Origin of the sequence: Algicella marina, assembly GCF_009931615.1 — a bacterium.
GTDB classification, from domain to species: domain Bacteria; phylum Pseudomonadota; class Alphaproteobacteria; order Rhodobacterales; family Rhodobacteraceae; genus Algicella; species Algicella marina.
The window spans coordinates 3328704-3343622 of sequence record NZ_CP046620.1 but is presented as its reverse complement, the minus strand read 5'-3'; the positions used below and the strand labels follow the sequence as shown (position 1 = coordinate 3343622).

Below are 14919 nucleotides of genomic sequence, written 5' to 3'. Positions count from 1 at the left end.
CCCGACGGGCCCGCCGATCAGCCGACCTGCTTTACCCGCGAGCCTACGTTACTTTCGGCGACCTCAAAGTGATCTGCCCTGTCGCCCAGTTCGGCAAAAAGTTCCGCGCCGGTGCCTGTCAGCCATGCCTGGGCACGAAGGGCGCAGATTTCGTCGTAGAGCGCGGCACGACGTCCGGCATCGAGATGTGCCGCCACCTCGTCCAGCAGCAGGATCGGCGGAGCGCCCAGATCCTCGGCCAGGGCGCGGGCATTGGCAAGGATCAGCGACACCAGCAGCGCCTTTTGCTCACCGGTGGAACACAGACGGGCGGGTGTGGCCTTGGCGGCGAATATCGCCTGCAACTCGCTGCGGTGCGGGCCGATGAGAGTGCGGCCAGCGGCGAGATCACGCGGGCGGTTTTCGGCTAGCGCCGTGACGAGCGTTGCCTTGTCCTGCGCTGTCGAAACTTCGTCCAACGCCAGATCGGCCTGGGGAAACGCCGTTGCCGCCCCGGCCTGAGCGGAGGCAATGCGATCCAGTGTCATTGCCCGGTTGGCATGGATCGCGGCGCCGTGTTCGGCCATCTGCGCTTCCAGCCCGGCGAACCACGCGGCGTCGCGGACCTGATCCTTCAGCAGTCGATTACGCTCGCGCATCGCCTTTTCGTAAGCCAAGGTCGCGTCGGCATGACCCGGCTCAAAACTCATGGTCATGCGATCAAGAAAACGCCGCCGTTCCGATGCGCCGTCGAGCCACAGCCTGTCCATGGACGGAACCAGCCAGAGAATGCGCATCAGCCGGCCGAGCGCCGTCTGCGGTGCGGCCTTGCCGTCGATCCGTGTCAACCGGGACTGGCCTGGTTCCATCCGGCTCTCGATTTCGTGGGTGTGGCCCATGCCATCGAGTTCGGCCTTTATCTTCCAACCTACCGCCTCTGGCGCGCGCGCGATTTCCTCCGGAGCGGCGCGGCGCAGGCCGCGACCGGGAGACAGCAGCGAAATCGCCTCCAACACATTGGTCTTTCCGGCGCCATTGGGCCCGAAGAGCGCGATGGGCCGGGCCCCCACCGCAAAAGTCGCCTGCTTGTAGCTACGAAAGTGCGAGAGGGTGAGATGCGTGAGATGGGCCATGCGCGTCAGCGATCAGACAACGATGGCAGTGGCCACCGCCAAAGCTTCCGGCGGGGATGTTTGCAGCGAACGAGAAGGGGGAACGGTGCCCTCAGACCCGCATCGGCATGACGACATAGACAGCGCTTTCGTCGTTGCCCTCGCGCATCAGCGTCGGATCACCGGCGGAATTGAACAGAAAGACCGCGTTTTCCCGATCTACCTGATCGGCGATCTCCTGAAGGTACTTGGCGTTGAAGCCGATCTCCAGCGGTTCATCCGCGTAGGCGACGGCCAGTTCTTCCTCAGCCGCGCCACTGTCCGGCGCATTGACAGAAAGGACGAGGCGATCCTCGTCCAGAACCAGTTTCACTGCCCGCGAGCGCTCGGAGGAGACGGTGGAAACGCGATCTACCGCCTTTGCGAACTCGGCCGCGTCCACTTCCAGCCGTTTGGTATTGCCCTGCGGGATGACACGGGAATAATCGGGGAAGGAGCCGTCGATCACCTTTGAGGTGAGGGTCACCTCGGGGGTGGCGAAGCGGATCTTGGTTTCAGACACGGAAACGGCGATCTGGGTGTCATCCGCCAATAGCTTGCCCAGTTCCAGCACCGTCTTGCGCGGGACGATGACACCGGGAAGGTTGTCCGCGCCCTGCGGCAACGCCGCGTCGATCCGGGCGAGCCGGTGGCCGTCGGTGGCCACGCAGCGCAAGGCCGGACCATCGGCACCGTCGGCTGCGTGCATGTAGACACCGTTCAGATAATAGCGAGTCTCCTCGGTGGAGATCGCGAATTTCGACTTGTCGAACAGCCGGTTGAGGACCGTTGCATCGATAGCAAAATTGCAGTCGTACTCGGAACTGGCCATCACCGGGAAATCTTCCTTGGGCAATGTGGCCAGCGAGAAGTTCGACCGCCCGGCGCGGATTTCCAGCCGGCCTGACGTGCCGTCATCAGAAAGTTCAACCATTGCGCCATCCGGAAGCTTGCGGACGATGTCATGCAGCGTGTGGGCGCCAACCGTAGTGGCCCCGGCCTGCAGGACCATGGCATCGGATTTGTCGACAATCTCGATATCCAGATCGGTGGCCCGGAAAGAGATCGCCGAACCCTCGGCCTCTATCAGCACGTTGGCGAGAATGGGGATGGTATTGCGCCGCTCGACGACGGATTGGGCGCGGCTCATGGCTTTCAGAAGGGCTGAACGCTCTATGCTTATTTTCATGGGCCCCCGGGTCCTCTTTTTCTCGCGTGCAAACGGACCCTGACGTTAGCGAAACGGGGGCGAGATTCAATGAAAAATCTAGGGGAAAACCAATGCCCGGCCACAAAATGTTGCAATGCGGACCCGGTTTCGGATCAGGCTTCCAGCATCCTGCGCAACAGTTCGACATCGTCGCTGATCTGGGCATCGATGGTGCGCAGTTCCTCGACCTTCTTCACCGCGTGGATGACGGTGGTATGGTCACGGCCGCCGAACCGGCGACCGATTTCGGGCAGGGACTTGGTGGTGAGATTCTTCGACAGGAACATCGCAACCTGCCGTGGGCGGGAGACGGAACGCGCGCGGCGCGGGCCGAGCAGGTCCGCCATGCGGACATTGTAGTGTTCCGCCACTTTGCGGATGATTTCATCGATCGTGACCTTGCGCTCGGAAGCGCGAAGAATATCGGAAAGGCATTCCTGCGCCATCTCCATGTCGATCCGGCGGCCGACAAGCGAGGCGAAGGCGAAGAGGCGTGTCAGTGCCCCCTCAAGCACGCGGACATTGGAACTTATCCGCATGGCGAGGTACTCAAAGATGCCGTGATCGACCTCAATTCCCGGATGCAGGCGGGCCTGTGCCTCGGCCTTGGACTGAAGGATGCCGAGGCGGAGTTCGTAGTCCGTCGGATGAACATCGACAACGAGGCCACTCTGCAGACGGGAAATGATGCGATCCTCGATTCCCTGGATTTCGTTTGGAGGCCGGTCCGAAGTGATGACGATCTGACGGCCCTGGTCGACCAGCGCGTTGAACGTGTGAAAGAATTCTTCCTGCGTGGAATCCTTCCCTCCGATGAACTGCACGTCATCGACCATGAGCACATCGACGGAGCGAAACAGTTGCTTGAAGCCGTGCATGTCCTTGAAGCGCAGGGCCTGGACAAAACGGTACATGAACTGTTCTGCCGAAAGGTAGAGCACGCGGGCCTCCGGCTGGGTCTCCTGTATTTGCCAGGCGATGGCATGCATGAGGTGGGTCTTCCCGAGGCCGACACCGCCATAGAGGAACAGCGGGTTGAAGGTAACGGGGCCGGGTTCCGAGACACGGCGGGCTGCAGCGTGGGCCAACTCATTTGGTTTGCCGACAACGAAATTGTCGAACTTGTACTTCGGATCGAGCGGCGAGCCCGGCAATTCTGTATCTGCCGGACGGACGATGGATGTGGCCACCGGCGCTTGGGCCGCTGCACCTGCGTAACGGGCCGGTTTCTCCGAATTTGCCGGGACCGCCGGGGCCCTTGCCATGCGCTGGTCCAAGACCGTGAAATCGAGACGCACGACAGGCGTGCCGGACTTGCAGATGAGCTTCTGTATACGCTCACCATAATGCTGCGAAACCCAGTTGCCGATGAAAGGCGTCGGGGCCGCCAGACGTGCCACCCCGTCCTCGCAACCACGAAACTGCAGAGGGTCGATCCAGTGCGAGAAGGCATCCTGACCGATCACAATACGCAATTCCTCGCAAACACGCGGCCAAAGGTCTGCAGACATGACTACCCCGATTGTTGTTTCTGTTTTCCGCTTTGCGCGGGCATCGAAAACGCCGTCACTCACCGGGGCAGACGGCAACTCCCCTATGCATATCGGCTCGTCAGCTTTGCAGCCAAGGAAGGCCGCGGGCCTTCCAGCCGTTCAAACCTCCGCGGTGCCGATCGTGGTTGAGATCACCCTCGAATCCCTCGGCCACGTTCACGCACATGGAGTGCAGACCCTGCGCGGCGGCGAAACCGGCAACGGCGCGGGCCGCTTCCATCGAGCGGGCGCCGGAACGGCAGATAAAGAATATCTGTTCGGGCAAGGTACCGCCGGCAGCGGCGACGACCTGCTCCGTAAAAGCCTCATTGACCATCATGTCGGGGAACGCACGCCACTCCACCAGATGAGCCTGCCGGGAAATTGAGGAAAGATCAGGCACGCCCACGAAAGTCCATTCGGGACGGGTACGAACATCCACGAGAATCGCGTTCGAATCGTCCGTCAGCGCCGCATATGCCGTTTCCGGCGACATTTCTGTAACGTTTGCGGGCGCTTCCGTCGTCATCTTCGATCCACCTCTCGTTGCCCAATATCACTTGCTGCAGTTACTCTATGTCGCGAAGCACCGCGCTTTCAACGACAAGAAAGACTTGACGGAAAGTTAGATCACCCGGTTTGAGATTCGCATCACACAAGTAATTCCATAATATAAATGCAAATAAACCATCCCTTTCGAGACAGTTTTACTTGTTCGGAATTTCTCATGCTTGAACCCGTCCGCCGTCGGGGCAGGTCCGAGTTTTCTAAAGTTGTTCGGAGATTCGGGCAACGGGACCGAAAAGAGAACATTACATTTCTGTTACCAAAAAATAACGCGCCCCTTAGGGCGCGCGAAAACGTAACAGGTAATGACCTTGGGTCAGGCGGTTGCGCCGAGCGCCTTCACGCGTGCGGACAGGCGGGACATTTTCCGCGACGCCGTGTTCTTGTGAAGGATACCCTTCGTGACGCTGCGCATCAACTCGGGCTGCGCTGCCTTCAGGGCTGCGCTGGCCTTGTCCGCATCACCGGAGGCGATCGCCTCTTCGACAGTGCGCAGGAATCCGCGCACGCGGGTGCGGCGGGACTTGTTGATCTCGGTACGGCGAATGGCCTTGCGTACGCGCTTTCTGGATCCAGGCGTATTTGCCATGTTCTACATTCCGGTTCTTAACTGTTGATAAGATGAAGCGCGTCTCTAAACCGAGAGCAAGTACGAGTCAACGCCCATGAACCAATAATTTGCAGGGTTCGGCGGGTCTAGTTACCGCGAAATTGCGGGGTGCGCTTTTCGGCGAAGGCCTGCATTCCCTCCGTCTGGTCCTCCGTGGCGAACATCGCATGAAAGAGGCGTCGCTCAAACAACAGGCCCTCACGCAGCGTCGTCTCATAGGCACGATTGACCGCTTCCTTGGCAGCAAGCACCGAAAGCGGCGATTTCTCTGCGATCTTGGCGGCAGTCTTCTGTGCATCGGCCATCAGATCCTTCGCGGGCACGACCCGCGTGACAAGGCCGGAGCGTTCCGCCTCGTCGGCATCCATCATCCGGCCTGTCAGGTGCATTTCCATACTTTTGGACTTGCCGACGAACCGGGTCAGGCGCTGGGTGCCGCCAATACCGGCGATAACGCCGAGATTGATTTCCGGCTGGCCGAACTTGGCATTGTCCGCTGCGATGATGAAGTCGCACATCATTGCCAGCTCACAGCCGCCGCCGAGTGCGTAACCGGCGACAGCGGCAATAATGGGCTTGCGAACCTTCAGCATCGCCTCGACCTCCGGGCCGAAGTAATCGGAGCCGAACATCTCCACAAACGACTTGTCGCTCATCTCCTTGATGTCAGCACCTGCGGCGAAGGCCTTCTCGGATCCGGTGAGGATGATCACACGCACCTTGTCGTTGTCATCCATCGACGCCAGAGCCTTGCCAAGCTCCTGCAGAAGCTGCGCGTTGAGCGCATTCAGCGCATCCGGTCGGTTGAGCCTGATGGTGCCGATATGGTCGTCGATTTCCGTGAGGATCGTTTCAAAAGCCATGGGTCACCCCTTGCGATACGCCTGAGTGCCCATGCTTATCACGGATGCCAAGCGGCGCAAGCCTCTGCGCGAGCGATGAAACATGGGCCGCCTGTGGTGCCGGAGTGCTGCGAAAATATTGTTCGTCCGCCCCGCCCGGTATCAGGTTTGGCAGGTCAGGCAACAGAATGTCGAGCGGCCGGATTGCGCGATGCGGTCGATGGAACCCGCGCATCCTTTTCGCTGGCAGGGCTCGCCTTCCCTGCCGTAAACGGCGAAACTATGCTGGAAGTATCCAAGTTCGCCATCCGCCTTTCGGTAATCCTTCAGCGAGGAACCTCCCGCCTCGATGGCCTCTTCCAGTGTTGTGCGGATATGGCCGATCAGTGCCTCCAAACGATCTTCGGTAACGTCGCCGGCGGGTAGTGTCGGTGCGATACCGGAGCGCCACAACGCCTCGCATACATATATATTGCCGAGGCCGCAGACGATGCGCTGATCAAGCAGAGCCGCCTTGATCGGTGCCTTCTTTCCCTGCAAGCGCTCCACCAAATACGGACCATTGAAATTGTTGCTCAACGGTTCCGGCCCAAGTTTCCGAAAAAAGCGGTGCTTGTCGAGGGCGAAGGTGGGCCAGAGATCCATGGCACCGAACCGTCGCGGATCGTTGAAGGTGATACGGGTACCAGATTCCATATTGAAGATGACATGGTCATGCTTGCCCGGAGCCGACTGAGGGAGATGAAAGCCCCCCGGCATCTCGCCCTCAATCAGCATCCGGCCCGACATGCCGAGATGCACGAGAAGTGACTCACGACTATCGAGATCAAGTATCAGCACCTTGGAACGGCGCCGCAGGTTGTTAACGCGAACGCCCGACAAACGTTCCGCCATACGGTCGGGAAAGCGCCAGCGCAGATCCGGGCGACGCACTTCCGTTCGGGCTATGGATTGGCCTTCCATGGCGGGTTTCAAACCGCGCCTGACCGTTTCGACCTCTGGTAACTCGGGCATCTAAAATCTCAATTCAACCAATTCGCCCCCGGCTTCGGTGAACCGAAACCTTGTGCAGGAACAACGCAGGCAGAATTCGCTAGCGGGGCGACTGCCCTTTCCGGTGCCTGGACTGAACACGGCACAGGAAAAAGTTGCAACGACCATCGACCCGCCGCGAACGCAGCGGTCTTCAACGGACGCCGGGAATACGGCATTTTTACAGCCAGAGACGAAACGAAATATGTTCATTTTTCACTCATGTACCGTGTTTTCCATCTGGAATTGAAAGCGGGTCTTTCAACTCAGCCTTCGCGACTTCGTTGTCAGGGCCGACCCCGCGACAAAAGCGCGGAATTGTTCTTTCCGGTCCGCACCCTATAGTCTGCCACAAATCGTGGCAGAGGGCAGGCAGATGGCAGACGAGCGCACCACACATTTCGGCTTCCGGGACGTGCCGGAAGATGAGAAGGCCGGCATGGTGCACGGTGTCTTTTCCAGCGTCGCCTCCAAGTATGACGTGATGAACGATGCCATGAGCCTCGGCATCCACCGAATCTGGAAGGATGCGATGATGGATTGGCTTGCGCCGCGCCCCGGAACGCACCTTCTGGACGTAGCCGGCGGCACCGGCGATATTGCCTTTCGTTATCTGGACCGAGTGCAGGATGATGCCCGTGCGACCGTGCTCGACATGACGGAGGACATGCTGCGTGAGGGCGAGCGCAGGGCGCAGACGCGCAAGCACGCCGGCGTGCTCGATTGGGTGGTAGGCGACGCGATGGCACTGCCGTTCGAAGACAACAGCTTCGACACCTACACGATCTCCTTCGGCATCAGGAATGTTACACGGATTGGAGACGCCCTCTCCGAAGCCTTCCGCGTGCTTCGGCCCGGCGGGCGCCTGATGGTGCTGGAATTTAGCCAGCTACCAAACCAGGGGATGCAGAAGCTCTATGACCTCTATTCTTTCAACGTCATCCCCCGCCTTGGCAAGGCGATCGCCAACGACAGTGAAAGCTATCAATATCTCGTAGAGTCCATTCGCAAATTTCCCGATCAGGAGACCTTTGCCTCCATGATCCGTACCGCGGGATTCGGACAGGTCAGCTATCGCAACCTGTCGATGGGCATTGCGTGCCTGCATTCGGGCTGGAAGATTTGAGAGGTCCGCACAATATTTGGCGGCTGATCCGCACCGGCGCGACATTCGAACGCTCCGGCGCCATGCGTCTGGCGCTTGAGGCACTGGATGCCCCGCGGTCCCTCCGCATTGCCGCCCGCGTGCTGGGCTGGCCGTTCGCTTGGCTGGGCTATGCCGGCGATCCGAACCTGCCGCCGATCTCCCGCGCACTCACGGCTCTCGGCCCGGCCTACATCAAGTTCGGGCAGATCATGTCCACGCGTCCGGATGTGATGGGCGATGAACTGGCAGATGAGTTGAAAATGCTGCAGGACGCGCTGCCGCCCTTCGATATGGAGACGGCAAAAAAATCCGTTGCCCACGAACTCGGTCAACCGGTGGAAGAGATCTTCTCACGCTTCGATCCGCCCATCGCCGCGGCTTCGCTGGCGCAGGTCCATCAGGCGGTGGAGCGGGAAACTGGGCGCACCGTCGCCGTAAAGGTTTTGCGTCCGGGTATCGAACGTGCCTTCCTGCGCGACGTCGATGCCTTCTACTTCGCGGCCCGGATGGTCGAACTGCTCTCACCGTCAGCCCGCCGGTTGCGGCCGATGGATGTGATCGAGCATTTCGAAAGTGTCGTCGTCGGTGAACTCGACCTGCGAATGGAAGCTGCCGCGGCCGACGAATTCCGCTCCAACACGCTGAAGGACGAAGGCTTCCAGGTTCCGGAAGTGATCTGGCATCTTTCCGCCCGTCGGGTGATGACACTGGACTGGGCCGAAGGCACAAAATTCGGCGACGTCCCGGCTCTGGCAGCACAGGGCGCCGACCTCATCCGTCTGTCCGAGCGGGTGCTGCAGATGTTCCTTAAGATCGCCCTGCGCGACGGATTCTTTCACGGAGATATGCACCAGGGCAACCTGAAGCTTGCCCCCAACGGTGACGTCATTGCGTTGGATTTCGGCATCATGGGACGGATCGACGCCTATACCCGCCGCGTCTACGCCGAGATTCTGATCGGCTTTCTGCGGCGAGACTATCATCGCGTGGCCGAAGTGCATTTCGAAGCAGGCTACGTGCCGGCGGATAGGGACATGGACGCTTTCGCTCAGGCACTGCGCTCCGTTGGTGAACCGATCTTTGGGCAGGATGCGCGGCGAATATCAATGGCCAAGCTCCTGGCCCATCTGTTCGACGTCACGGAACGTTTCGGCATGGAGACCCGTACCGAACTCATCCTGTTGCAACGCACGATGGTGGTGGTCGAAGGGGTGGCCCGCAGCCTCAACCCGGCAATGAACATGTGGGAAACCGCCAAGCCGGTTGTCGAGGACTACATTCGTGACAATCTCGGCCCTCAGGCCGTCTTGCGCGACATTGCAACGACCGTGCGCGTTCTCTCCCGTTTTGGTCCGCTGCTGCCCGGCATGGCCGAAGACGCGCTGATCCGCGCCAACAAGCCTGCGAACCGCAGATCCCACCGCTCAGAAATGCTGCCGTGGTGGGGCTGGTTGTTTACAGGCGGAGGGCTGGTGGCCTTCATCGGGCTGATCGTCAGCGCATTCTGAGGAACCATGACCAGGGTCAAGATCTGCTGCATCCAGTCATTGGCGGAAGCGCAACTCGCGCTCTCTGCCGGGGCGGACATGCTGGGCCTTGTCGGTGAGATGCCATCCGGCCCCGGCCCTATCCCGGATGCACGCATCGCCGAGATCGCGCGCGCGGTACAGGTGGAGACCGCGCTTTTGACGGCGGCAACCCAGGCTGACGACATCATAGCCCATGCCACCCGCTGCCCGACGACGGCCATTCAACTGGTGGATAGGGTGGCCACACGCGATATCCGGCTGCTTCGGGAAGCATTGCCCAAGCGCCAGATCATCCAGGTCATTCATGTCAACGGTCCCAGCGCCGTAGACAACGCAAGAGACGTCTGGGATCATGCGGACGCACTGCTGCTGGACAGCGGCTCGCCCAACAAGGCAGTGAAAGAACTAGGCGGCACCGGGCGTGTGCATGATTGGAAAATCAGCGCCGAAATCGTGCGCGAATGTCCCGTCCCGGTTTGGCTGGCAGGCGGGCTGCGGCCTGATAACGTCGTCGAGGCGATACGTGCCGTCCGCCCCTTCGGGGTCGATGTGTGTTCGGGCCTGCGGAGAGCTATGGTGCTCAACAGGGATCTGCTCGACCTCTTCATTGCCGCGGTATCACGTGCCTGACCTGGCCTTTGAGAGCCGGTGTGATGCGCCTGTGTGCGGGATCGACGAAGTAGGGCGCGGCCCTTGGGCCGGGCCGGTGGTCGCCTGTGCCGTCATTCTCGATCCGGCTAACGTACCTGTGGGGCTGAAGGATTCTAAGCTTGTTTCCAAGGCGCGGCGTGAAGTTCTGGCGGCGGAGGTTCTTGCGACCGCCGATGTCGGTTTGGGCGAGGCCAGCGTCGCAGAAATCGACAGGCTCAACATTCTTCAGGCCACCTACCTGGCGATGCGGCGGGCGGTGGCCGGACTTTCGAGTTCTCCGCATTTCGCGCTGATCGATGGCAACCGCATTCCGCCGGATTTTCCGTGCCCGGCGCAGGCGATCGTGAAAGGCGACAACCTATCCGCGAGCATTGCTGCCGCCTCTATCGTTGCAAAAGTAGCACGCGACAGAATGATGGTTGCACTGGCGCAACAGTACCCCGGCTACGGTTGGGAGACGAACGCCGGATATGGTGTAAAGTTGCATCAGCAGGCGCTTCAGAGCCTAGGGATTACCCCTCACCATAGGCGTTCTTTCAAACCTATACACAAGATATTGTGTGAAGAAATTTAACTAACCCACTGATTCAAATAAAAATTGACCGCGATTCGCTTTTGAATCATCTTCTCCTCAAGCACCAAATATTGGTTGGCAGGCAGATGAAAACGAAAACGAAAATTCCGGCAAAACCGGTGCCGGTGGATCAGATTTTGGCCGGGGATTGTGTGGCGGAGATGAACGCTCTGCCGGAGAATTCGGTCGATCTGGTTTTCGCGGATCCACCGTACAATCTTCAGCTCAAGGGAGATTTGCACCGGCCTGATTCCAGCCTTGTCGACGCAGTCGACAACGATTGGGATCAGTTCTCCAGCTTTGCAGTCTACGATGCCTTCAGCCGGGCATGGCTCAAAGCCGCGCGCAGGGTACTCAAACCAGACGGCGCGATCTGGGTAATTGGTTCTTATCACAACATTTTTCGTGTTGGCGCCGCCCTTCAGGACGCAGGCTTCTGGATCTTGAACGATGTGGTATGGCGCAAAACCAACCCGATGCCGAATTTTCGGGGCAAGCGGCTGACGAACGCCCATGAGACGATGATCTGGGCCGGAAAGTCCGACGCTTCGAAGTACACGTTCAACTACGAAGCACTGAAGGAGCTGAATGACGGTGTTCAGATGCGCTCCGACTGGCTGTTGCCGATCTGTAACGGTTCGGAGCGTTTAAAAGATGCAAAGGGCGAAAAGGCTCACCCCACCCAGAAACCTGAAGCACTCCTTCACCGTGTGCTGATCGGCAGCACTAACCCCGGCGATATTGTCCTCGATCCGTTCTTCGGAACCGGCACCACCGGCGCAGTCGCCAAGAAACTCGGGCGGCACTTCATCGGCATCGAGCGTGAGGAAAGCTACCGCAAGGTCGCCGAGAAGCGCATAGCCAACATCCGCCGTTTCGATGCGCAGTCACTGGAGGTGACGACCTCCAAACGAGCCGAACCGCGCGTGCCTTTCGGCCAGCTTGTCGAACGCGGCATGCTGAACCCCGGCGAAGTCTTGCAATCCCTCAATGGCAAACGAACGGCAAAGGTTCGTGCGGACGGAACGCTGGTTGCTTCCGACACCAAGGGATCCATTCACCAGGTCGCCGCGCAACTGGAAGGTCTGCCAAGCTGCAATGGCTGGACATATTGGAGCTTTACCCGCGAAGGCCAGCGCATTCCCATCGACGTGCTACGCCAGCAAATCCGCGCCGAACTGAAATCCTGAGACGATCGCGTCCAACCGAGGTTTACCGCCGGTGCTACACGCACCCACCTTGCCCCGCCCTCTCCGAGGGCGGGGTTTTTTCTGCTTTGCCGCGCCCGTTCAACGGTATCCATTGTCGCAAAACTGCTGTTATAAGGCTGTAGCAAAACGGTGAAACAACAACCGGACAGGCCTATTGCCCAAAGCCAAAACCTTTCGCACGCTGTTCTTGTCCGATATCCATCTCGGAACAAGGGGCTGTCAGGCGGAGATGCTGCTCGACTTTCTCAAGCATCACACGGCCGAGCGGATCTTCCTGATCGGCGATATCTTCGACGGTTGGCGCCTGCGTCGCGGCTGGCACTGGCCGCAGAGCCACAATGACGTGGTCGAGGCATTGTTGACCAAGGCCCATGAGGGCACACCGATCATCTACGTACCCGGCAACCATGACGAGGTGATGCGCCAGTATATCGGCACGCATTTCGGCGGCATCGAGGTGAAGCTGGAGGACGTCCACGTCACCGCCGATGGCAAGCGTCTGCTCGTCATCCACGGCGACCAGTATGACGTGGTGGTCATGAACGCCAAATGGCTCGCCCATCTCGGCGACCGCGCCTACAATGCAATGCTCTGGCTCAACACCTGGCTGAACTGGATCAAGCGGTTGTGGGGCGGGCAATACTGGTCCCTTTCCAACTGGACGAAACGCCAGGTCAAGCAGGCGGTGAATTTCATCGGCGAATACGAAAAGGTGCTGGCCGACGAGGCAGAGCGGGGCGGCTACGACGGCATCATTTGCGGCCACATCCATCACGCCCGCATCGGGGATGTCGACGGCATGCTCTACGTCAACACCGGGGACTGGGTAGAGAGCTGCACGGCCGTCGTCGAAGATCAATCCGGGGCCCTGCGCCTGATCGACTGGGCCGCCACCACCAAGTCCCGCAACCGCACGCGCACGCCCAGAAAGAAAAAGACTGAAAACTTGCTGGAATATCACGGAGGTGCCGAATGAGTGTCGCGAAGGCCACGCGGGAACAACTTGGCGCCGCCGTGCACCAGAACAAGGCACTCAGCCGCACAGGTATGCTGGAGCGGATGTTTTCCAGCCTGTTTCAGGGACTGGTGTATGCGCAGATCTGGGAAGACCCGGACTGCGACATGGAGGCGCTGGAAATCACACCGGAGAAGAACCTCGTCTCCATCTCCTCGGGCGGCTGCAACATGATGAGCTATCTCAGCCGCAGCCCTGCTTCCATACTCGTTGTCGATCTTTCACCCGCCCATGTCGCACTCGCCCGGCTGAAGCTGAAGGCGGCCGAGGTGCTGACACAGGAACAGTTCTACGATCTCTTCGGGCATGCCGACAGGGCCAGCAATCCGGCGCTGTTCGACAGCCATTTGGCGCCCGAGCTGGATGAGACAACCCGGAATTACTGGCAGGGTCGGAGGGTGCTGGCGCGACGCATCAACATGTTCGCCCGTGGTTTCTATCGATATGGCGTCCTCGGCCGGTTTCTCACCTCCGCCCACTGGCTCGCGTGGCTGGGCGGCGTGAAGTTCGACAAACTTCTCGCAGCAAGAACACTGGAGGAGCAGCAGGCCTTCTACGATTCCGAGATTGCCCCCCAGTTTAAACGCCCGCTGGTAAAATTTCTCGCCCGCCGTCGCGCCGCCCTTTTCGGTCTTGGCATCCCGCCAGCCCAGTATGACAAACTGGCTGCCGACGGCGAAGGCGATGTGTTGCCGGTGCTGCAACACCGGATCCGCAAACTGATCTGTGATTTTCCGGTGTCGGAGAACTACTTCGCATGGGCCGCTTTCAACCGAGGATACCGATCCGACGGCACCGGCCCTTTGCCACCCTACCTGCAGGCACGGCATTTCGACGCCGTGAAAGCCGCCGCTGCCAATGTGGAGGTGCACAACATTTCCCTGACCGAGGCGCTGGCGGCCTGTCCGGTTGCGAGCAAGCACGGCTATGTCCTGCTGGATGCGCAGGACTGGATGACGGATACCCAGCTTAACGCTCTCTGGGCGGAGATTACCCGCACGGCCGCCGACGGCGCGCGGGTCGTCTTCCGCACCGGCGGCGTGCCCGACATCCTGCCCGGTCGTGTCCGGCAGGACATTCTTGACCGCTGGGAATACCAACCGGACCTGTCCACGAAACTCAGTGCGGAGGATCGTTCCGCCATATACGGAGCGACACATGTCTATGTCTTCAGGGGCTGAGGGCAGTCACGGCGCGTTGATGGACGCGGTCTATCGCCGCCAGCGCCACATCTACGACATCACCCGCAAGTACTACCTGCTCGGCCGCGACCGACTGATCCGCGAACTGGCGCCGCCGCCCGGTGGTCTGGTGCTGGAGGTTGCCTGCGGCACGGGCCGCAATCTCATAAAGGTCGCACGGACGTACCCGGATTGCCGGCTGGCGGGTTTCGATATTTCCGCAGAGATGCTGGAAACAGCCCGGGCAAACATCGCCCGTGCCGGTCTGTCGGATCGGATCACCGTCGCCGAAGGCGATGCCACCAATTTTCAGTGCGCCAGCCTGTTCGGGCGGGACGCTGACCGGATCATCCTGTCCTACTGCCTGTCGATGATTCCCGATTGGGAGGCGGCCCTGCATTCCTCAATTCATCAGGGCGAGGGACGCCACTCCGTTCATGTTGTCGATTTCGGCGCCGGCAGCGGCCTGCCCGGCAGCTTCAACCGCGGGTTACAGGCTTGGCTGGCGAAATTCCACGTCAGCCCCCGCGCCGACCTCCACGAAGCGCTGGAATCCGCCGCCGCCAAACCGGGACGAAGCCTCGACTATACCGCCCTTTACCGCGACTACGCGCAATACGGCGTTCTCAGGCTATCCTGATCCGGCGAACTTATCGGCAGCGTCCTTCTTCTTTCCAAAAATATCCCC

General features: G+C 60.1%; 15 protein-coding genes. 8 read left to right on the top strand and 7 right to left on the bottom strand.

What is annotated here, in order from left to right:
• Positions 1–17 precede the first annotated feature (17 nt).
• The 7 genes from recF to mutM form a co-directional block, all read right to left on the bottom strand.
• A complete protein-coding gene (gene recF / locus GO499_RS16390) occupies positions 18–1112 on the bottom strand; it encodes a DNA replication/repair protein RecF (protein ID WP_161863187.1) in 1095 nt (364 codons plus the stop codon).
• Positions 1113–1203: 91 nt separating this feature from the next.
• Positions 1204–2319: a DNA polymerase III subunit beta gene (gene dnaN / locus GO499_RS16385; protein ID WP_161863186.1), complete on the bottom strand. Its 1116-nt coding sequence runs from the start codon at positions 2317–2319 to the stop codon at positions 1204–1206.
• Positions 2320–2453: 134 nt separating this feature from the next.
• Positions 2454–3851: a chromosomal replication initiator protein DnaA gene (gene dnaA / locus GO499_RS16380; RefSeq protein ID WP_161863185.1), complete on the bottom strand. Its 1398-nt coding sequence runs from the start codon at positions 3849–3851 to the stop codon at positions 2454–2456.
• Between the two features lie 100 nt (positions 3852–3951).
• Positions 3952–4401, bottom strand: a complete 450-nt coding sequence (locus tag GO499_RS16375; protein ID WP_161863184.1) for a rhodanese-like domain-containing protein — start codon at positions 4399–4401, stop codon at positions 3952–3954.
• Between the two features lie 354 nt (positions 4402–4755).
• Entirely contained in the window at positions 4756–5028 is a 273-nt protein-coding gene (rpsT, locus tag GO499_RS16370) for a 30S ribosomal protein S20 (RefSeq protein ID WP_161863183.1), read from the bottom strand.
• Positions 5029–5135: 107 nt separating this feature from the next.
• Entirely contained in the window at positions 5136–5912 is a 777-nt protein-coding gene (locus tag GO499_RS16365; RefSeq protein WP_161863182.1) for an enoyl-CoA hydratase, read from the bottom strand.
• A gap of 141 nt (positions 5913–6053) precedes the next feature.
• On the bottom strand, positions 6054–6905 hold the full coding sequence (mutM, locus tag GO499_RS16360; protein WP_161863181.1) for a bifunctional DNA-formamidopyrimidine glycosylase/DNA-(apurinic or apyrimidinic site) lyase: 852 nt from the start codon (positions 6903–6905) through the stop codon (positions 6054–6056).
• A gap of 394 nt (positions 6906–7299) precedes the next feature.
• On the opposite strand from mutM, the gene ubiE reads away from it, so the two are divergent.
• The 8 genes from ubiE to GO499_RS16320 all read left to right on the top strand — a co-directional run bounded on the left by ubiE (position 7300) and on the right by GO499_RS16320 (position 14871).
• Positions 7300–8049 (top strand): bifunctional demethylmenaquinone methyltransferase/2-methoxy-6-polyprenyl-1,4-benzoquinol methylase UbiE, encoded by a 750-nt coding sequence (gene ubiE / locus GO499_RS16355; protein WP_161863180.1) that lies wholly within the window; start codon positions 7300–7302, stop codon positions 8047–8049.
• Positions 8046–9578, top strand: coding sequence for a 2-polyprenylphenol 6-hydroxylase (gene ubiB, locus GO499_RS16350; protein WP_161864032.1), 1533 nt, complete (start codon positions 8046–8048; stop codon positions 9576–9578). The genes ubiE and ubiB overlap by 4 nt, the downstream gene beginning before the upstream one ends.
• 6 nt (positions 9579–9584) lie before the next feature.
• On the top strand, positions 9585–10229 hold the full coding sequence (locus tag GO499_RS16345; RefSeq protein WP_161863179.1) for a phosphoribosylanthranilate isomerase: 645 nt from the start codon (positions 9585–9587) through the stop codon (positions 10227–10229).
• Positions 10230–10305: 76 nt separating this feature from the next.
• On the top strand, positions 10306–10824 hold the full coding sequence (rnhB, locus tag GO499_RS16340) for a ribonuclease HII (protein ID WP_431309874.1): 519 nt from the start codon (positions 10306–10308) through the stop codon (positions 10822–10824).
• Between the two features lie 86 nt (positions 10825–10910).
• Complete coding sequence (locus tag GO499_RS16335) at positions 10911–12014, top strand: site-specific DNA-methyltransferase (protein WP_161863177.1); 1104 nt, start codon at positions 10911–10913, stop codon at positions 12012–12014.
• Between the two features lie 175 nt (positions 12015–12189).
• Entirely contained in the window at positions 12190–13011 is an 822-nt protein-coding gene (locus tag GO499_RS16330) for a UDP-2,3-diacylglucosamine diphosphatase (RefSeq protein WP_161863176.1), read from the top strand.
• Positions 13008–14231: a BtaA family protein gene (locus GO499_RS16325; protein WP_161863175.1), complete on the top strand. Its 1224-nt coding sequence runs from the start codon at positions 13008–13010 to the stop codon at positions 14229–14231. Before GO499_RS16330 ends, GO499_RS16325 begins: the two co-directional genes overlap by 4 nt.
• Complete coding sequence (locus tag GO499_RS16320; RefSeq protein ID WP_284154785.1) at positions 14209–14871, top strand: class I SAM-dependent methyltransferase; 663 nt, start codon at positions 14209–14211, stop codon at positions 14869–14871. The genes GO499_RS16325 and GO499_RS16320 overlap by 23 nt, the downstream gene beginning before the upstream one ends.
• The last annotated feature ends 48 nt before the right edge of the window (positions 14872–14919 follow it).